13 protein-coding genes are annotated in these 14,075 nt (G+C 65.4%); 8 read left to right on the plus strand and 5 right to left on the minus strand.

The window, feature by feature from the left end:
• Positions 1–5: 5 nt before the first annotated feature.
• A complete protein-coding gene (locus tag FJ988_RS00475; RefSeq protein WP_140814686.1) occupies positions 6–908 on the minus strand; it encodes a LysR family transcriptional regulator in 903 nt (300 codons plus the stop codon).
• Between the two features lie 145 nt (positions 909–1,053).
• Here FJ988_RS00475 and FJ988_RS00480 point away from each other — a divergent pair, with 145 nt between their 5' ends.
• Genes FJ988_RS00480 through FJ988_RS00490 form a run of 3 tightly spaced genes read left to right on the plus strand, consistent with a single transcriptional unit; the run spans position 1,054 to position 2,727 of the window.
• Positions 1,054–1,377 (plus strand): MoaF-related domain-containing protein, encoded by a 324-nt coding sequence (locus FJ988_RS00480; protein ID WP_140814688.1) that lies wholly within the window; start codon positions 1,054–1,056, stop codon positions 1,375–1,377.
• Between the two features lie 59 nt (positions 1,378–1,436).
• Entirely contained in the window at positions 1,437–2,336 is a 900-nt protein-coding gene (locus FJ988_RS00485) for an MBL fold metallo-hydrolase (RefSeq protein ID WP_181183382.1), read from the plus strand.
• Position 2,337: 1 nt separating this feature from the next.
• Positions 2,338–2,727, plus strand: coding sequence for a nuclear transport factor 2 family protein (locus tag FJ988_RS00490; RefSeq protein ID WP_140814691.1), 390 nt, complete (start codon positions 2,338–2,340; stop codon positions 2,725–2,727).
• A 62-nt stretch (positions 2,728–2,789) separates the two neighbouring features.
• Here FJ988_RS00490 and FJ988_RS00495 read toward each other — a convergent pair whose 3' ends face one another.
• Positions 2,790–3,932: an NAD(P)/FAD-dependent oxidoreductase gene (locus tag FJ988_RS00495; protein WP_140814693.1), complete on the minus strand. Its 1,143-nt coding sequence runs from the start codon at positions 3,930–3,932 to the stop codon at positions 2,790–2,792.
• 120 nt (positions 3,933–4,052) lie between these two features.
• A complete protein-coding gene (locus tag FJ988_RS00500) occupies positions 4,053–4,718 on the minus strand; it encodes a peroxiredoxin (RefSeq protein WP_140814695.1) in 666 nt (221 codons plus the stop codon).
• A 114-nt stretch (positions 4,719–4,832) separates the two neighbouring features.
• Between FJ988_RS00500 and FJ988_RS00505 the strand changes: the two genes are divergently transcribed.
• The 3 genes from FJ988_RS00505 (at position 4,833) to FJ988_RS00515 (ending at position 8,044) form a co-directional block, all read left to right on the plus strand.
• Positions 4,833–6,536 (plus strand): BTAD domain-containing putative transcriptional regulator, encoded by a 1,704-nt coding sequence (locus FJ988_RS00505; protein ID WP_140814697.1) that lies wholly within the window; start codon positions 4,833–4,835, stop codon positions 6,534–6,536.
• A gap of 161 nt (positions 6,537–6,697) precedes the next feature.
• On the plus strand, positions 6,698–7,183 hold the full coding sequence (locus tag FJ988_RS00510) for a hypothetical protein (RefSeq protein WP_246688398.1): 486 nt from the start codon (positions 6,698–6,700) through the stop codon (positions 7,181–7,183).
• Between the two features lie 108 nt (positions 7,184–7,291).
• The gene (locus FJ988_RS00515) at positions 7,292–8,044 is read left to right on the plus strand and encodes a pseudouridine synthase (protein WP_140814698.1); all 753 of its coding nucleotides are present in this window, start codon (positions 7,292–7,294) and stop codon (positions 8,042–8,044) included.
• 258 nt (positions 8,045–8,302) lie between these two features.
• On the opposite strand, the gene FJ988_RS00525 is transcribed toward FJ988_RS00515, so the two are convergent.
• Both FJ988_RS00525 and FJ988_RS00530 read right to left on the minus strand, forming a co-directional pair.
• Positions 8,303–8,884: a histidine phosphatase family protein gene (locus tag FJ988_RS00525; RefSeq protein ID WP_140814702.1), complete on the minus strand. Its 582-nt coding sequence runs from the start codon at positions 8,882–8,884 to the stop codon at positions 8,303–8,305.
• 158 nt (positions 8,885–9,042) lie between these two features.
• Positions 9,043–10,380, minus strand: coding sequence for a dicarboxylate/amino acid:cation symporter (locus tag FJ988_RS00530; protein ID WP_140814704.1), 1,338 nt, complete (start codon positions 10,378–10,380; stop codon positions 9,043–9,045).
• A 236-nt stretch (positions 10,381–10,616) separates the two neighbouring features.
• On the opposite strand from FJ988_RS00530, the gene FJ988_RS00535 reads away from it, so the two are divergent.
• Positions 10,617–12,482: a sensor histidine kinase gene (locus FJ988_RS00535; protein WP_246688399.1), complete on the plus strand. Its 1,866-nt coding sequence runs from the start codon at positions 10,617–10,619 to the stop codon at positions 12,480–12,482.
• Positions 12,479–13,828, plus strand: coding sequence for a sigma-54 dependent transcriptional regulator (locus FJ988_RS00540; RefSeq protein ID WP_140814706.1), 1,350 nt, complete (start codon positions 12,479–12,481; stop codon positions 13,826–13,828). Before FJ988_RS00535 ends, FJ988_RS00540 begins: the two co-directional genes overlap by 4 nt.
• The last annotated feature ends 247 nt before the right edge of the window (positions 13,829–14,075 follow it).

A 14,075-nucleotide genomic window follows, 5' to 3' on the forward strand; every position in this document is an offset into this window, starting at 1 on the left:
GCGTTTCACGGAACAGGTGAAACGCCTCCGCTGCTCTTGCCGACCAGCATCTCCACGAAGCGGGTGACCTTGGGTGGACGGAAGCGGGCAGCCGGAAAGACAGCGTGGATGCCGCCGGAGGGCGGCGTCCAGGCAGGCAGGACATGCGCCAGCCTGCCGGCGGCCAGATGCTCCTCGACAAGGAAATCGGGGAGGATCGACATGCCGGCGCCGGCCAGCGTTGCCTGCAGCACGGCCGGCGTGGCGTTGGCCGTCATGCCAAGCCTCATGCGCACCGTGCACCGGTCGCCGCCGCCGCGCGTGAAGCGCCATACCAGCGGCTCCTTCAGCGCGACATTGGCGACGAAGGGCAAGCCGGCCAGATCCTCGGGCTCTGCCGGGGACAGGGCAAGCTCGGGCGCGGCGACCAGAAACTGGCGGAAGGAGCCGACCCTGCGCGCCTGGAGGCTGGAGTCCGCCAGCCAGCCGACGCGGATCGAGAGATCGACCTGATTGGCAACAAGATCGATCCTGGCGTCCGAAAGCATGAGGTCGACGCGGCATGCCGGATAGGTGCGGCAGAAGCGGGCCGCCAACGGCGCGATGGTGGTGGCGCCATAGTCATTGGGAGCGGTGATGCGCAGCACACCTATCGGCTGGGCGTTTGTCCGGGCAAGCTCGTCAAAGGCCTCCTCCGCCTCGCGCAGGATCATCACGCATCGCGCATGGAGTTGGCGGCCCGCCTCGGTCGGCTCGACCCGCCTTGTCGTGCGCAAGAGAAGGCTCGTCTTCAGCTCCGCTTCGAGCCTGACGACCTGCTGGCTCACCACCGTCTTAGTGATGCCAAGCCGCTCGGCGGCGCGCGTGAACGAGCCGGCATCCACCACCGCCGCGAAATAGGCCAATCTGTTGAGGTTGATGGTTTCCATGGTTCGCCGCCTCGCAATGATTGTGTGCTTATAGCTCACATTCAATCCAATTCATCGATATTTATCGATCAATCGAAACGATCCATCTTCGGTGCGTCGGGTTCGGGCCGCTTCGGCCTCCCAACCGGTTCGAAGGAGGTATCACATGGTCACGACTGAGACTTTCCCGGCCATTGGCCATGTCTACGAGGCGCGTTTCGGCGAACTCGCCTTCCATCTGCAGTTCGACGCCAACGGCTCGACCATGCGGTTCGCTCCCGCGGACGCGCCGGACTTCGCCGAGGCGGAGGCCGTGACCTACCGGGCGACTGCCATCCGTGCCTGCGTCTTCATGGTGACCTGGAGCGAGGCCGACGGCACGACCGTCACCCATGTCGAGGATTTCGAGAACGGCATCGTCCACACCAACATCACCAAACCCGACCACAGCTTCCTGAATTTGTCCGGCGGCTGGAGCCTTCTGACCTGACCACCCCGAGCCGGGCAAAGCCCGGTTCTCAACCCCACAATCCGAGAGGAGAGCCCCCCATGATCACGAGGAGACACGTTATGAAAACCACGCTTGCCATCGGCGCCATTGCCGCTTTTGCCCCGGCCGACATTGGCCACGCCGCGGGCTCGAAACTGAGCTGGAAGCATTTTCCGGCGGGTCCGAACGGCTTCTTCCGCGCCCCTGTCCTGCTGTCGGGCGCGACCGAAGCGCTGCTGATCGACGGCGGCTTCAGCTATCCGGACGGCCGCGCGCTGGCCGAGTCGATCAGAGCCACCGGCAAGAAGCTGACGACCCTCTACATTAGCCAGTCGGACCCGGACTATTACTTCAGCCTGAAGCCGGTCCGCGAGGCGTTCCCGGACGCCAAGGTAATCGCAGCGTCCGAAACGGTGGCTGCGATCAAAGCTTCGGTCGACAAGAAGCTCGCCGTGTGGGGCCCGCAGCTCAAGGAAAACGGCCCGCAGACGCTTGCCGACATCGTCCTGCCGGAAGCCTTTGACGGCCCGTCACTGACGGTCGATGGCGAAAAGGTGGAGATCGTCACGGCCGAGGGCTTGGCCAACCGCCGTTATCTGTGGGTGCCTTCGCTGAAGGCCGTGTTCGGCGGCGTGCTGATCTTCAACGGCGTCCATGTCTGGACGGCCGACACGCCGACCAAGGAGCAGCGCGCCGCCTGGGTCACCAATCTCGACAAGATCGCCGCGCGCAAGCCGGCCGTCGTGGTGCCCGGCCACCTCACCCGGGAAGCTGCGACCGATCTCTCCGGTGTCGAGCACACCAAAAAATACCTGCTCGCCTTCGAGGAAGAACTCGCCAAGGCCAAAGACGCCGCCGCCCTCAAGGCCGCCATGGAAGCCCGCTTCCCGAACCTCGGCATGGGCGTCGCGTTGGACATCGGCTCGAAGGTCGCCACGGGCGAGATGAAGTGGGGCTGAGATGAGGGCCAATCTCGATCTGATCCGGAGGACCTATGAAGGGTCCTCCGAGGAGAACGGCAACAACCTGCTTGCCGTGCTCTCGCCATCGGTCGAATGGACCGAGGCTGCGGGCTTCCCCTATGCCGGCACCTATGTCGGCGTGGACGCGCTGATGAAAGGCGTATTCCAGAGGCTCGCCACGGAATGGACCGGCTACCGGGCCGACGTCCATACCTACCTTGTCGACGGCGACCGCGTCGCCGCATTCGGCGTCTATTCCGGCACCTACAAGGCGACCGGCAAGCCGATGACCGCAGCCTTCGCCCACCTCTATGAGGTCAAGGACGGCAGGATCGTGCGCATGACGCAGTATGTCGACACCGCCATGGTGCAGAAAGCCCTTTCCTGAGGATCACCGATGGGGCCCGGAATGCCGGGCCCCGCTTGCCGTCCGACATAGATGATAGGTGGCTACAGTCCAAACCACCGCGACCGCCGGCTCGAACCGAACATCTCCTTGTCGGCGCGAAGCGCAACGGAAGGCTCATAGTAGTTGCCGGTCGGCGCCGGGCCGGAGAAGAAATCGACTTCGACCTTGCCGATGCGGCCGCCGCCGAATTCGATGTAGCAGGTGCCGAAGCCGTCATAGAGCGTGCCGCTGCCGCCTTGGCGCAATTTTGCAACCAGTGTGGTGGCCACCGCCCGTGCAGCACCCTCGGCGAATACCCCGGCCTTGGGCGTCCCGGTGTTGGCGCCGTCGCCGACCGCGTAGACATTCTCGTATTTGGTTTCGAGCGTGCGCGGATTGACGGGAATCCAGCCATTCTCGGACATGCCGCTTTCAAGCACCACCGGCGGCACGCGATGTTTGGGAACGCCTAGAAAAAGGTCGAACGGCATTTCGGCGCCGTCATCGAGCACCGCCACGTTGCGAGCATTGTCGACCGAAGCGACGCGACGGCCGGGAATGAAATTGATGCCGCGCTCGGCGAAGGCGGCAAGCAGCGCCCGCGAGGTATCGGGCGACGGGGGCACGGGGCTGCCGAGCGGCAGCACCAGCGAGATCTCGCAGGCCTCGCGTACGCCCTGCCTCACCAGATAGTCGTGCAGCATCAGCACGCATTCGCTGGGCGCGGGCGGGCACTTGTAGGGCGCGCCGCACACGCCGACGATCGCCCTGCCCTTCCTGAAGGTCGGCAGCACGTCGCGAAGCCGCTCGGCGCCGGGCACGGAATAGAACTCGTTGGTGCCGGAAAGGCCGGGCGTCGCGTCGAAATCATATTCGGCGCCCAGCGCCACGATCAGATAGTCGGCGTCGAAGACCCCGTCGTCGGTGGTGACACGGCGCGTCTGCGGATCGATCGCGGTGATGGTGCGCTTCAGCATCTTCACGCCGGGCTTGGCGTAACGGCTGTAAGGCATGCGCACCGCCTCCGGCTTCTTCAGGCCGAACATGACGTCGAGCTTGGAAAAGCCGAAGATGAAGGAATCGCTCTTGTCGATCAGCGTCACGTCGATGCTGTCCCCCATCGCCTCCGAAAGCAGCGTCGTCAGTTCGAGGCCTCCAAAGCCTGCTCCGAGAACGACGACGCGCGGTTTGTTTGCTGTGTTCATCCCAGTTCCCCATTGATGTTCCTGGCGCCGCGCGGCGGTCCAGATCGTTCACTTCTTCGCCTGGTGGCGGCGAGGCGCGTCCATGCGCATCACCTCGCCGCCATCGCCCTCACCGCCAGATCAGGTGAGCACCGGCTGCGGCACGATGCGGATATAAGGCTTCGGCTCCTTCCAGCCCTGCGGGTAGAGCTGGCGCGCCTCGTCGTTCGAGACCGAACCGGCGATGATCACGTCGTCGCCAGGCTTCCAGTTGACCGGCGTCGCCAGGCGGTGCTTGGCCGTGAGTTGCAGGGAGTCCACCACGCGCAGCACCTCGTCGAAGTTACGGCCCGTCGTCATCGGGTAGGATATGACGAGCTTGATCTTCTTGTCCGGGCCGATGACGTAGACGTTGCGCACCGTCTGGTTGTCCGCGGCGGTGCGGCCGTCGGCGCTGTTGCCGGCCGAGGCCGGAAGCATGTCGTAGAGCTGCGAAATGGCAAGCGTCGGGTCGCCGATCATCGGGAAGTTGGGCGCCATGCCTTGCGTCTCGGCGATGTCGTTCGCCCAGCCGGCATGCTTCTCCACCGGATCGACCGAGAGGCCGATGACCTTGACGCCGCGCTTGTCGAATTCAGGCTTGAGGCGCGCCATATAGCCGAGTTCGGTCGTGCATACGGGGGTGTAGTCCTTCGGGTGCGAAAACAGGATCCCCCAATCCTTGCCAAGCCACTCATGAAAGGAGATCGGGCCTTGCGTGGTGTCGGCGGTGAAGTCGGGGGCGATGTCTGCGATACGGAGTGACATGGTTGCGTTCCTTTCCGGTTGGAATTCGATTGCGGGGCTAAATTAGGAAATCTATGTTCCGCCAGCGTTCCCCGGCGTTCCCTGTCTGGTGACGGTCTTCCTGGTGGTGCCCCCATGCGCATTTCCATCCATCTGCTCGGCCGCTTCGCCGTCAGCGTCGATGGCCGGTCGATCCCGGCCGCCGACTGGCGGCGTGACCGCGCGGCAGCGCTGGTCAAGCTGCTTGCGCTGAAACCCGGGCATCGCATCCACCGCGAGCAGGCGATGGAGACGTTCTGGCCCGACGCCGACCCCGAGGCAGCGGGCGCAAGCCTGCGCAAGGCCATCCATTTCGCTCGCCGGGCGCTCGGTTCCCACGACCTCATCGCGGTCAGCAATGATATCATCGAGCTTGCACCCAATGCCGAGCTCGATATCGATGCCGAAGGCTTCGAGGCCGCCGCCAAGACCGCGCTCCGGGGTAGCGAAAAGAGTGCTTTCGAGCGCGCCGCCGACCTCTACGGCGGCAGGCTTTTGCCGGACGATATCTTCGTCGAATGGCTGGACGCTCCCCGCGCGCAGCTGCAGCAACGCTACGGCGACCTCCTGCGTGCGGGCGGGCTCTGGCAGCGGCTGATCGCACTCGATGCGGCGGACGAGCAGGCGCAGTGCGCATTGATGCAGGCGGCGCTCGACGCCGGCAACCGCGTCGAGGCGATCCGCCAGTTCAACCAGCTGCGCGACAATCTCCATGCCGAGCTCGGGGTCGGGCCGAGCGCCGCGACGATCGCGCTCTACGAGAAGGCGCTGGCGCTTTCAGGCGCCGACACGGCGAGCGCCACCGAGCGCGTTCGCACCTCTCTGGCCTGGGGCCTCGTCCACCTGCAGAGCGGCGAGTTCGACAAGGCGAGCGAAATCGCCAGGCAGACCCGCGACCTGGCGCTGGGAGCCGACCTGCCGCGCGAGGTGGGCGAGGCCAGCGCGCTGCTCGGCATCGCCTCGATGATGCGCTCGCAATGGCCGCAGCTGTTCCGCTCCGAATTCATCGAATGGGTCCGCGCCAAACCGGCCCTCGTACAGCATGTGTTCGACGGCCATCTGTGCCTTTCGGAGTTCTGTCTTTGCAGCGCCAAGGGCCATGCCGAAGTTGCCGGCCTCGCCAGGGAGTTGCTCACCGTCGCCGAGGACGCCGGATCGGATGCCGGGCGCGGGCTCGCCTGCCTGCTGCTTGGCGAAGCGGGGCTGTTCTCGGGCGAGCTCGACGAAGCCGAACGCTTTCTCGGCGAAGCCGAAAAACTGCTTTTGGCGGCCGACGCCGTTGCAGGCCGCGTGCTTGCCATCGAGCGGCTCGCCGAGATCGCGCTCGAACGCGGGCAGAAATGGCGCGCCAGCCGGCTGATCAAGCGCGGCCTGGCCGATGCGGAACGCTCGTGGCTGTCGCCGCATCTCATCATGCGCATGCAGGCGCTGGCGGTGCGGGCCGCCGCGACACCGAAGATGGTGGCCGAGGAGATCCTTGCCGGCGACCGACTGCTGACCCCCGGCGCCTGCCAGCCCTGCTCGATGGCGCTGCGCACGGCGTCCGCGATCGCGCTGGCCGAGGCAGGCGAGCTCGAGCAGGTCGATCGCCGGCTGAACGACGCCGAGCGCATCGCCGGCATGTGGCATGGCGGTCCCTGGGCGGCGGCGCTTTGGGAGGCGCGCGGCGTTCAGCGGCGGGCGCAGAAAAACGAGATGCGCGCGCTCGCCGCCTTCGACGAGGCGGCCGGCCGCTACGAGGCGCTCGGCCGGCCGCGCGACCAAGCCCGTTGCCTGGCGCGAATGGGAAGCGTGGCCTGACGAGCCCGAAGACCAAGCGCCGCCTACCGGCACGGCGACATCGCCCAAGTGTTCTGTTGCCGGCAAACGCCTTGCGCCGAACGCCGATTGGCAGGATGGTAAGCGAAGGCACACCGGGGGCAGACCGGCACGCCGGAATTGCTGGCCGGTTGGGAAATCGAATGTCGCGAGCTTGCTTCGCCTTTCTGGGCTTGCTGGCCCTGATGAAGCCGGTGGAGGCTGGCGAGCGGTCGTCTCACCTGTTCGATCGCGCCGATCTGGCGACGGCCTATTCGCAAGGGTCGGATCTGTTGACGTCCTATACGACCGGCATGGCGCGCTACCGCCTGGAACTCGTTGGCCGCGGCGACATGTCCGACCTTGCGATGCCGCTCGAACCACGGCTGCTGCGGACCGAATTCCGCGCGCGGACATGGCGCGCGGCGGACGGCAGCCTGCTGCAGGGCTTCGTCGGCAAGGGTGGCTTTCGGCTAACCGTCGGCAATTGCGTCGCCCGTATCTGTGCGGCCGCCGAATGCAGCGACGACGGCTGGCCGGTCTATGCCTGCAGCGACGGGCGCAAGCGAAAGATGTCGGTCAAGGATTTCATCACAGCAAGCTTCGACAGTATCCCCTACCGGCGGCTAAGCGCGCCGCCGGAACCATGAACCGGCAGTGATCTGGCCGCGCCGTTCGCTCCTCGCCGGGGCGATAAGATGGTGGCCGTATCCCGACGAGGTTGCGCAGGCGCCGCCCTGCGTGGCATCTGTCGGCCGATGATGCGACGATCGCCCGACACCAAGCCACGGGCTTCCGCTGCCAAGGCCAGCCTTGACCGGGCCTTGTCGAAGCTCGGCTTCTGCTCGCGCAGGCAGGCGGAACTGTTGATCGCAGAGGGGCGCGTGCGGGTGGGCGGCAAGGTGGCGCGCAACCCGTCGCTATGGGTCGATCTCGAGCGCGACAACATCAGCGTCGACGGCGAGCGCATCGCTGCCGAGCGCAAGGCCTATCTGATGCTGAACAAGCCGCGCGGGCTGGTCACCACCCGTGACGATCCGCAGGGGCGCGGCACGGTCTATGCCTGCCTGGACGGGCTCGACCTGCCTTTCGTGTCGCCGGTCGGGCGCCTCGACAAGGCGAGCGAAGGCCTGCTGTTGATGACCAACGACACAGGCTGGGCGAGCCGGCTGCTCGATCCGGCCTCGCATGTCGCCAAGACCTATCATGTGCAGATCGCAAATGCGCCCGACGAGGCGATGCTCGAACGGTTTCGCAAAGGCGCGGAGGTGGACGGCGAATTGCTGACGGCAAGCTCGATCGCGCTGCTGCGCAGCGGCGGCCGCACCGCCTGGCTGGAGGTCGTACTCGACGAAGGCCGCAACCGGCAGATCCGCCGGCTGCTCGGCGCTTTCGACATCGAGGTGCTCAGGCTGGTGCGGGTGGCGATCGGGCGGCTGCAACTCGGCGAGCTTGCCAAGGGTCAGGCGCGGCATCTGACGGAGGAAGAACTGGCGATGCTTGTTGCTTGATGGCCGCGTCCGAACTTCGTCATCCACGGGCGGAGCGGGAGCGAAGCGGACGCACAGACCCGAGGATCCATGCGTGACCTCGCGCAAGGGGTAAAGACGGTGCAAGACAGAAGTCGTTCTGGACCGCCGCAACGCTCGTAGGTAACGGAATGGATCCTCGGGTCTGCGCCGCGTCGCTTCGCTCCTTGCTACGCCCGTGGATGACGACTTCATCAGCGTTTCGACCATTCGCCACGACCGAGCTGCTATGAAGCCGGACTATTTCTGATTCCACCGCCGGATGACCGGCTCGGTCAGATCGTGCTCGTAACCGAGGATGCTGAGGCTTGCCGTGTCGAGCACGAAATGCTCGCCGCCTTCGGGCGGAAGCCCAACCCAGCGCGCCGCGAAGACGCGCAGGAAATGCGCGCTGGAGAAGATCAGCACGTTGCCGGCGATTGCCCGCAGCCCGGCAATGATCGCATCGGCCCTTTCGCCGACATCGGCGGCCGTCTCGCCGCCGGGGCAGCCGTCGCGGAACACATTCCAGCCGGGTCTCTTGGCGATGATCTCTTTGGTGGTCACGCCTTCATAGGCGCCATAGTCCCATTCCTGCAGGTCCGGCATTTTTATCGCATGTTCGCCGAAGCCGGCGAGGCGGCAGGTGTCGAAGGCGCGCTGCGACGGGCTCGACCAGACGGCCTGGAAACTCAAGCCCTTGAGGCGTTCGGCAACGCCGCGAGCGGCCTCTTCGCCCTTCGCGGTCAGCGGAATGTCGGTGCGGCCGGTATGCCTGCCCGAGGCGCTCCACTCGGTCTCGCCATGGCGGACGAGATAGATCTCGGGATACGCACTGCTCATGGACCGGCCTCTCGGTTTGATTATGCCGGGAACCCGGCGCGCGCAGCCTATGCGGCGTCCACGAAAAAGAACAGGCCGCGGCTGAGCCGCGACCTGCACAGTTTTGGGAGGATGCCTTTTTTTGTCCAGGCAATTCCCGGATGCCTGAACGGCGTTGATCACTCCGCGGGCTGGAGACCACCCGACAGCGCGAGGTCGGCCTCTTCCGGCAGCTGGCCGGCCATTGCAGCGGCGAACTGCTTCTGGTCGAGTTCGCCTTCCCAGCGCGCCACCACGATGGTCGCCACCGCATTGCCAACAAAGTTGGTCAGCGCACGGCATTCCGACATGAAGCGGTCGACGCCGAGGATAAGCGCCATGCCTGCGACCGGCACCGACGGCACGACCGAGAGCGTGGCGGCCAGCGTGATGAAGCCGGCCCCGGTGATGCCGGCGGCGCCCTTGGAGCTCAGCATGGCGACGAGCAGGAGCAGGATCTGGTCGCCGAAGGTGAGCGGCGTGTCGGTTGCCTGGGCGATGAACAAAGCCGCCAGCGTCATGTAGATGTTGGTGCCGTCGAGGTTGAAGGAATAGCCGGTCGGGATGACCAGGCCGACCACCGAGCGGTTGCAGCCGGCGCGCTCCATCTTGGCCATCAGGCCGGGAAGTGCGGCCTCGGATGACGAGGTGCCGAGCACCAGCAGCAGCTCTTCCTTGATGTAGCGGATCAGCGCCAGGATCGAGAAGCCGTTGTACCATGCGACCGTGCCCAGCACGACCAGCACGAAGAGCAGCGACGTCAAATAGAAGGTACCGATCAGGAAGGCGAGGTTGGCGATCGCCCCGATGCCGTATTTGCCGACGGTGAAGGCCATGGCGCCGAACGCGCCGATGGGGGCGGCCTTCATCAAGATGGCGACGAGGCGGAAAATCGGCGAGGTCAGCGCCTGCAGAAAGTCTACTACCGGGCGGCCGCGCTCGCCGACTAGCGCCAGCGCCACGCCGAACAGCACCGAGAAGAACAGCACCTGCAGGATGTCGCCCTGGGCGAACGCTCCGATGATGGTGTCGGGGATGATGTTCATCAGGAAGCCGACGATGGTCGAGTCATGCGCCTTCTCGGTGAAGGTCGCTACTTTCGAGGCGTCGAGCGTCGCCGGATTGATGTGCATGCCGGCGCCCGGCTGGACGACGTTGGAGACGATAAGGCCGACGACCAGCGCCAGCGTCGAGAAAACGAGGAAATAGATCATCGCCTTGCCGGCGACGCGGCCGACCTTTTGCAGGTCGGAAACGCCGGCGATGCCGGTCGCCACCGTCAAGAAGATCACCGGTGCGATGACCATCTTGACCAGCTTGATGAAGGCGTCGCCCAGCGGCTTCAGCGAGGCGCCCAATTCGGGATAGAAATGACCGAGCAGGATGCCCGCGGCGATCGCGGCCAGGACCTGCACATAGAGATGCCGGTAAAAGGGAACCTTGCCGCGCGGTTCCGCGGCAGCGATTGCTGTCTGCATGATATCCTCCGTTCAGCCCCGATCGAGAAAGCTCGACCTCCCTGGGGCATTTGACCTCCACAGCCTCGCGACTGCTGCAAATGCATTTGCAACGCCCGTGCCAGATTGCGCCCGGCGACTCGTTCCATTGATTTTGCTGGATTTTTTGCGCTCGCGACGTTCAACTTGAAGACCACCGGTGCGGCTATCCGCATGGGCCGAATTGTGCTTTGTGCGAAAACATGCACAAATGCCGCATGCTGCAACGCCCTGCCGCTGCCCTTGCTTCGACGCCCGACCTGCTTGCCGGGCGAGCGCGGCGCGCCTGGCTTTTGTTCACGGCCGTGGCGCTGCTCATCGTGCTTGCGGCGCTCTACGGGGCCGGCCTTTACGGACGCTCGACCGAGGTCGAGGCTTTGGCCGCGCAAGGCCGCACGGACGCCAATCTCAAGGTCGCGCTGCTGCGCGCGGTGCTGGAAAATCCGCGCGCGCTGCCGCTGCTGTTGTCGGAGGACCAGCAAGTCAACGACGCGCTGTCGCAGCGGAATTCCGCCGCGATCGATGTCTTAAACCGCAAACTGGAAGGACTGGTCTCCGGCACCAAGGCCTCGGTGCTCTATGTCACCGGCACAGACGGCCTGGCGATCGCCTCCAGCAACTGGCGCGAGCCGGTGAGCTTCGTCGGCAGCGACTACAGTTTTCGCGCTTATTTCTCGACTGCCATGACGTCCGGCACCGCCGAATATTTCGCGCTCGGCAATGTCTCCAAGCGTCCCGGCCTTTATATCTCGCGCCGCGTCGACGGCGCTTCTGGGCCGCTCGGTGTCGTCGTGGTCAAGATGGAGTTCGACCAGCTCGAGGCCGACTGGCATGAGGCGAACCGCCCGGCCTATGTCAGCGACGCGCATGGCGTGGTGCTGATCACCAGCGTGCCGTCCTGGCGCTTCCTGACGACGGAACCGCTCAGTCGGCCGGTGCTGGCCGAGATCCGCGCCAGCCAGCAATTCGGCGATGCGCCGCTGGTGCCTTTGCCAATCAGCAGGCCACAGGCGCTGTCCGCCGATGTCGCGCTTGTCCATGCCGTTACGCCCGGCGGCAGCGACGCCGAGTATCTTCGGCTGTCGACGGCCGTGCCGTCGACGCCGTGGCGGCTCGACTATCTCGTTCCGGCCGAAACGCCGATCGCAGCGGCGCAGCGCGAGATGCGGCTGCTGGTTCTCGGTGTTCTCGTGCCTCTCATCGCTCTCGCCGCCTATCTCATGTGGCGCAGGCATTCCGGCCAGATGCGGATCGCGGCGGAACAGGCGGCGCGGGCCGAGCTCGAACGCCGCGTCGCCGAGCGCACCCAGGATCTCAGCCTGGCGCGCGACCGGCTGCAGGCCGAGATCGTCGACCACCGCAGCACGGAAGCAAAACTGCAGGTGATGCAGCAGGAACTGGTGCAGGCCAACCGGCTGGCGACGCTCGGTCAGGTCGCGGCGGGCGTCGCGCATGAGATCAACCAGCCGGTGGCAACGATCCGCGCCTATGCCGACAATGCTCGCGTCTTCCTGGAGCGCAAGCAAAGCGCGCCCGCCGAGGAGAATCTCGGCGCCATCGCGGCGCTGACCGAGCGCATCGGCTCGATCACCGAGGAGCTGAAGGCTTTCGCCCGCAAGGGCCGCACCGCGGCCGAGCCGGTCGAATTGCGCGGCGTCATCGAAGGCGCCGTGGTGCTGCTCAGGAGCCGTTTCGCCGGCCGGCTGGACGCGCTGGCGATCACGCTGCCGCCGCCAAGCGTCAAGGTAATGGGCAATCGTCTGCGGCTGGAGCAGGTGCTGATCAACCTTTTCCAGAACGCGCTGGAGGCGCTCGAAGGCCGCCACGACGCCAGGGTTGAGGTGTCGGCGGCGGAGACCGGCGATGATGTGGCGCTGACCGTTTCCGACAACGGCCCGGGCATCCCGCAGGCGATCCTGAAATCGCTGTTCACGCCCTTCAACACCTCCAAGGAAAAGGGGCTCGGACTCGGCCTTGTCATCTCCAAGGACATCGTCGCCGACTATGGCGGACGCATCGAGGTGGCGAGCAGCGGCCAGGGCACGCGTTTCACCATCCATCTTTCGAAAGCCGGCACGACATGACCAACGGCAATCCGATCATCCTGATCGATGACGACGCCGACCTGCTCAAGGCGACAAAACAGACGCTGGAACTCGCCGGCTTCGCGGTGTCGGCCTATTCCTCGCCAAGCGCGGCACTTGCCGGCCTCGATGCCAGCTTTGCCGGCGTCGTGGTGTCGGACATCCGCATGCCCGAAATGGACGGACTGGAACTCTTCGACCGCGTCGTCGACCTCGACCCGGATATTCCAGTCATCCTCGTCACCGGCCATGGCGACATCGCCATGGCCGTCAAGGCGATCAAGGACGGCGCCTACGACTTCATCACCAAACCCTTCGCCGCTGACCGGCTGGCGCAAAGCGTGTGGCGCGCGGCAGAAAAGCGCCGGCTGGTGATGGAGAACCGGGCGCTGCGCGAAGCCGCCGAACAGGCCCAGGAGGGGCTGCCGCTGATCGGCCAGACGCCGGCGATGGAGCGGCTGCGCCGCACGCTGAGACAAATCGCCGACACCGATGTCGACGTGCTGGTGACCGGCGAGACCGGTTCGGGCAAGGAGGTGGTGGCAAGCCTGCTGCATCGCTGGAGCCGGCGCGCCAAGGGCAATTTCGTCGCGTTGAACTGCGGCACATTGCCCGACACGGTCATCGAAAGCGAATTGTTCGGCCATGAGGCCGGAGCCTTCACCGGTGCGCAGAAGAAGCGCGTCGGCCGCATCGAGCATTCGAGCGGAGGTACGCTGTTCCTCGACGAGATCGAAAGCATGCCGGCCGCGACGCAGGTGCAGATGCTGCGGGTGCTCGAAATGCGCGAAGTGACTCCGCTCGGCACGAATGAGGTGCGCCCGGTCGACCTGCGCGTCGTCGCGGCCGCCAAGGTCGATCTCGGCGATCCGGCGCAACGCGGCGATTTCCGCGAGGACCTCTATTACCGGCTCAACGTGGTGACGCTGTCTATCCCGCCGCTGCGCGAAAGGCGGGACGACGTGCCCTTGCTGTTCGGCTATTTCGCCCAGCGCGCCGCCGCCCGTTTCCGGCGCCCGGTGCCGGTGTCGTCTGCCTCGACCCAGAGACACCTGCGGGAGCATGACTGGCCGGGCAATGTGCGCGAACTGGCGCATTTCGCCGAGCGTTTCGTACTTGGGCTGGAGGACGTTGCCGAAGCGCGTTCTCCCGGGACGGCGGAACGCGACACCACGATGCCTCTGCCGGAAAGGCTCGATCGTTACGAAGCCGAGATCATCCGCGAGACACTTGGTCGCAACGACGGGGACGTACGGCGCACCATCGAGGCGCTCGGCATTCCGCGCAAGACCTTTTACGACAAGCTGCAGCGGCACGGCATCGTGCGCAGCGATTTTTCCAGATAGATCAAATAGATCATGAAGGCGTTTCGTCGAAAAGCCAGCATGATCTGACTCTTTGTTGGAGCATGATCTTCTCCGAAAACCGGTTCCCACTTTTCGGGATCATGCTCTGGCTGGAACCGCGACGCTGCTTTGCCGTTAAACCTTCCCGGGAAACCGTGGCGCGTCGGCATCAGGCACGCTACGAACGCGGCGCTGCGACGGGTTTGCCGGGTTGCACTTGGCAGGCGTTGATGATTTGTTGCCGCTC

This window comes from Mesorhizobium sp. CU3 (genome assembly GCF_006442965.1).
Classification (GTDB): domain Bacteria; phylum Pseudomonadota; class Alphaproteobacteria; order Rhizobiales; family Rhizobiaceae; genus Mesorhizobium.

Coding starts and splice junctions, on each gene's coding strand:
- FJ988_RS00475 (WP_140814686.1), bottom strand. CDS start 908: ATGGAAACCATCAACCTCAACAGATTGGCCTATTTCGCGGCGGTGGTG.
- FJ988_RS00480 (WP_140814688.1), top strand. CDS start 1,054: ATGGTCACGACTGAGACTTTCCCGGCCATTGGCCATGTCTACGAGGCG.
- FJ988_RS00485 (WP_181183382.1), top strand. CDS start 1,437: ATGATCACGAGGAGACACGTTATGAAAACCACGCTTGCCATCGGCGCC.
- FJ988_RS00490 (WP_140814691.1), top strand. CDS start 2,338: ATGAGGGCCAATCTCGATCTGATCCGGAGGACCTATGAAGGGTCCTCC.
- FJ988_RS00495 (WP_140814693.1), bottom strand. CDS start 3,932: ATGAACACAGCAAACAAACCGCGCGTCGTCGTTCTCGGAGCAGGCTTT.
- FJ988_RS00500 (WP_140814695.1), bottom strand. CDS start 4,718: ATGTCACTCCGTATCGCAGACATCGCCCCCGACTTCACCGCCGACACC.
- FJ988_RS00505 (WP_140814697.1), top strand. CDS start 4,833: ATGCGCATTTCCATCCATCTGCTCGGCCGCTTCGCCGTCAGCGTCGAT.
- FJ988_RS00510 (WP_246688398.1), top strand. CDS start 6,698: ATGTCGCGAGCTTGCTTCGCCTTTCTGGGCTTGCTGGCCCTGATGAAG.
- FJ988_RS00515 (WP_140814698.1), top strand. CDS start 7,292: ATGATGCGACGATCGCCCGACACCAAGCCACGGGCTTCCGCTGCCAAG.
- FJ988_RS00525 (WP_140814702.1), bottom strand. CDS start 8,884: ATGAGCAGTGCGTATCCCGAGATCTATCTCGTCCGCCATGGCGAGACC.
- FJ988_RS00530 (WP_140814704.1), bottom strand. CDS start 10,380: ATGCAGACAGCAATCGCTGCCGCGGAACCGCGCGGCAAGGTTCCCTTT.
- FJ988_RS00535 (WP_246688399.1), top strand. CDS start 10,617: ATGCTGCAACGCCCTGCCGCTGCCCTTGCTTCGACGCCCGACCTGCTT.
- FJ988_RS00540 (WP_140814706.1), top strand. CDS start 12,479: ATGACCAACGGCAATCCGATCATCCTGATCGATGACGACGCCGACCTG.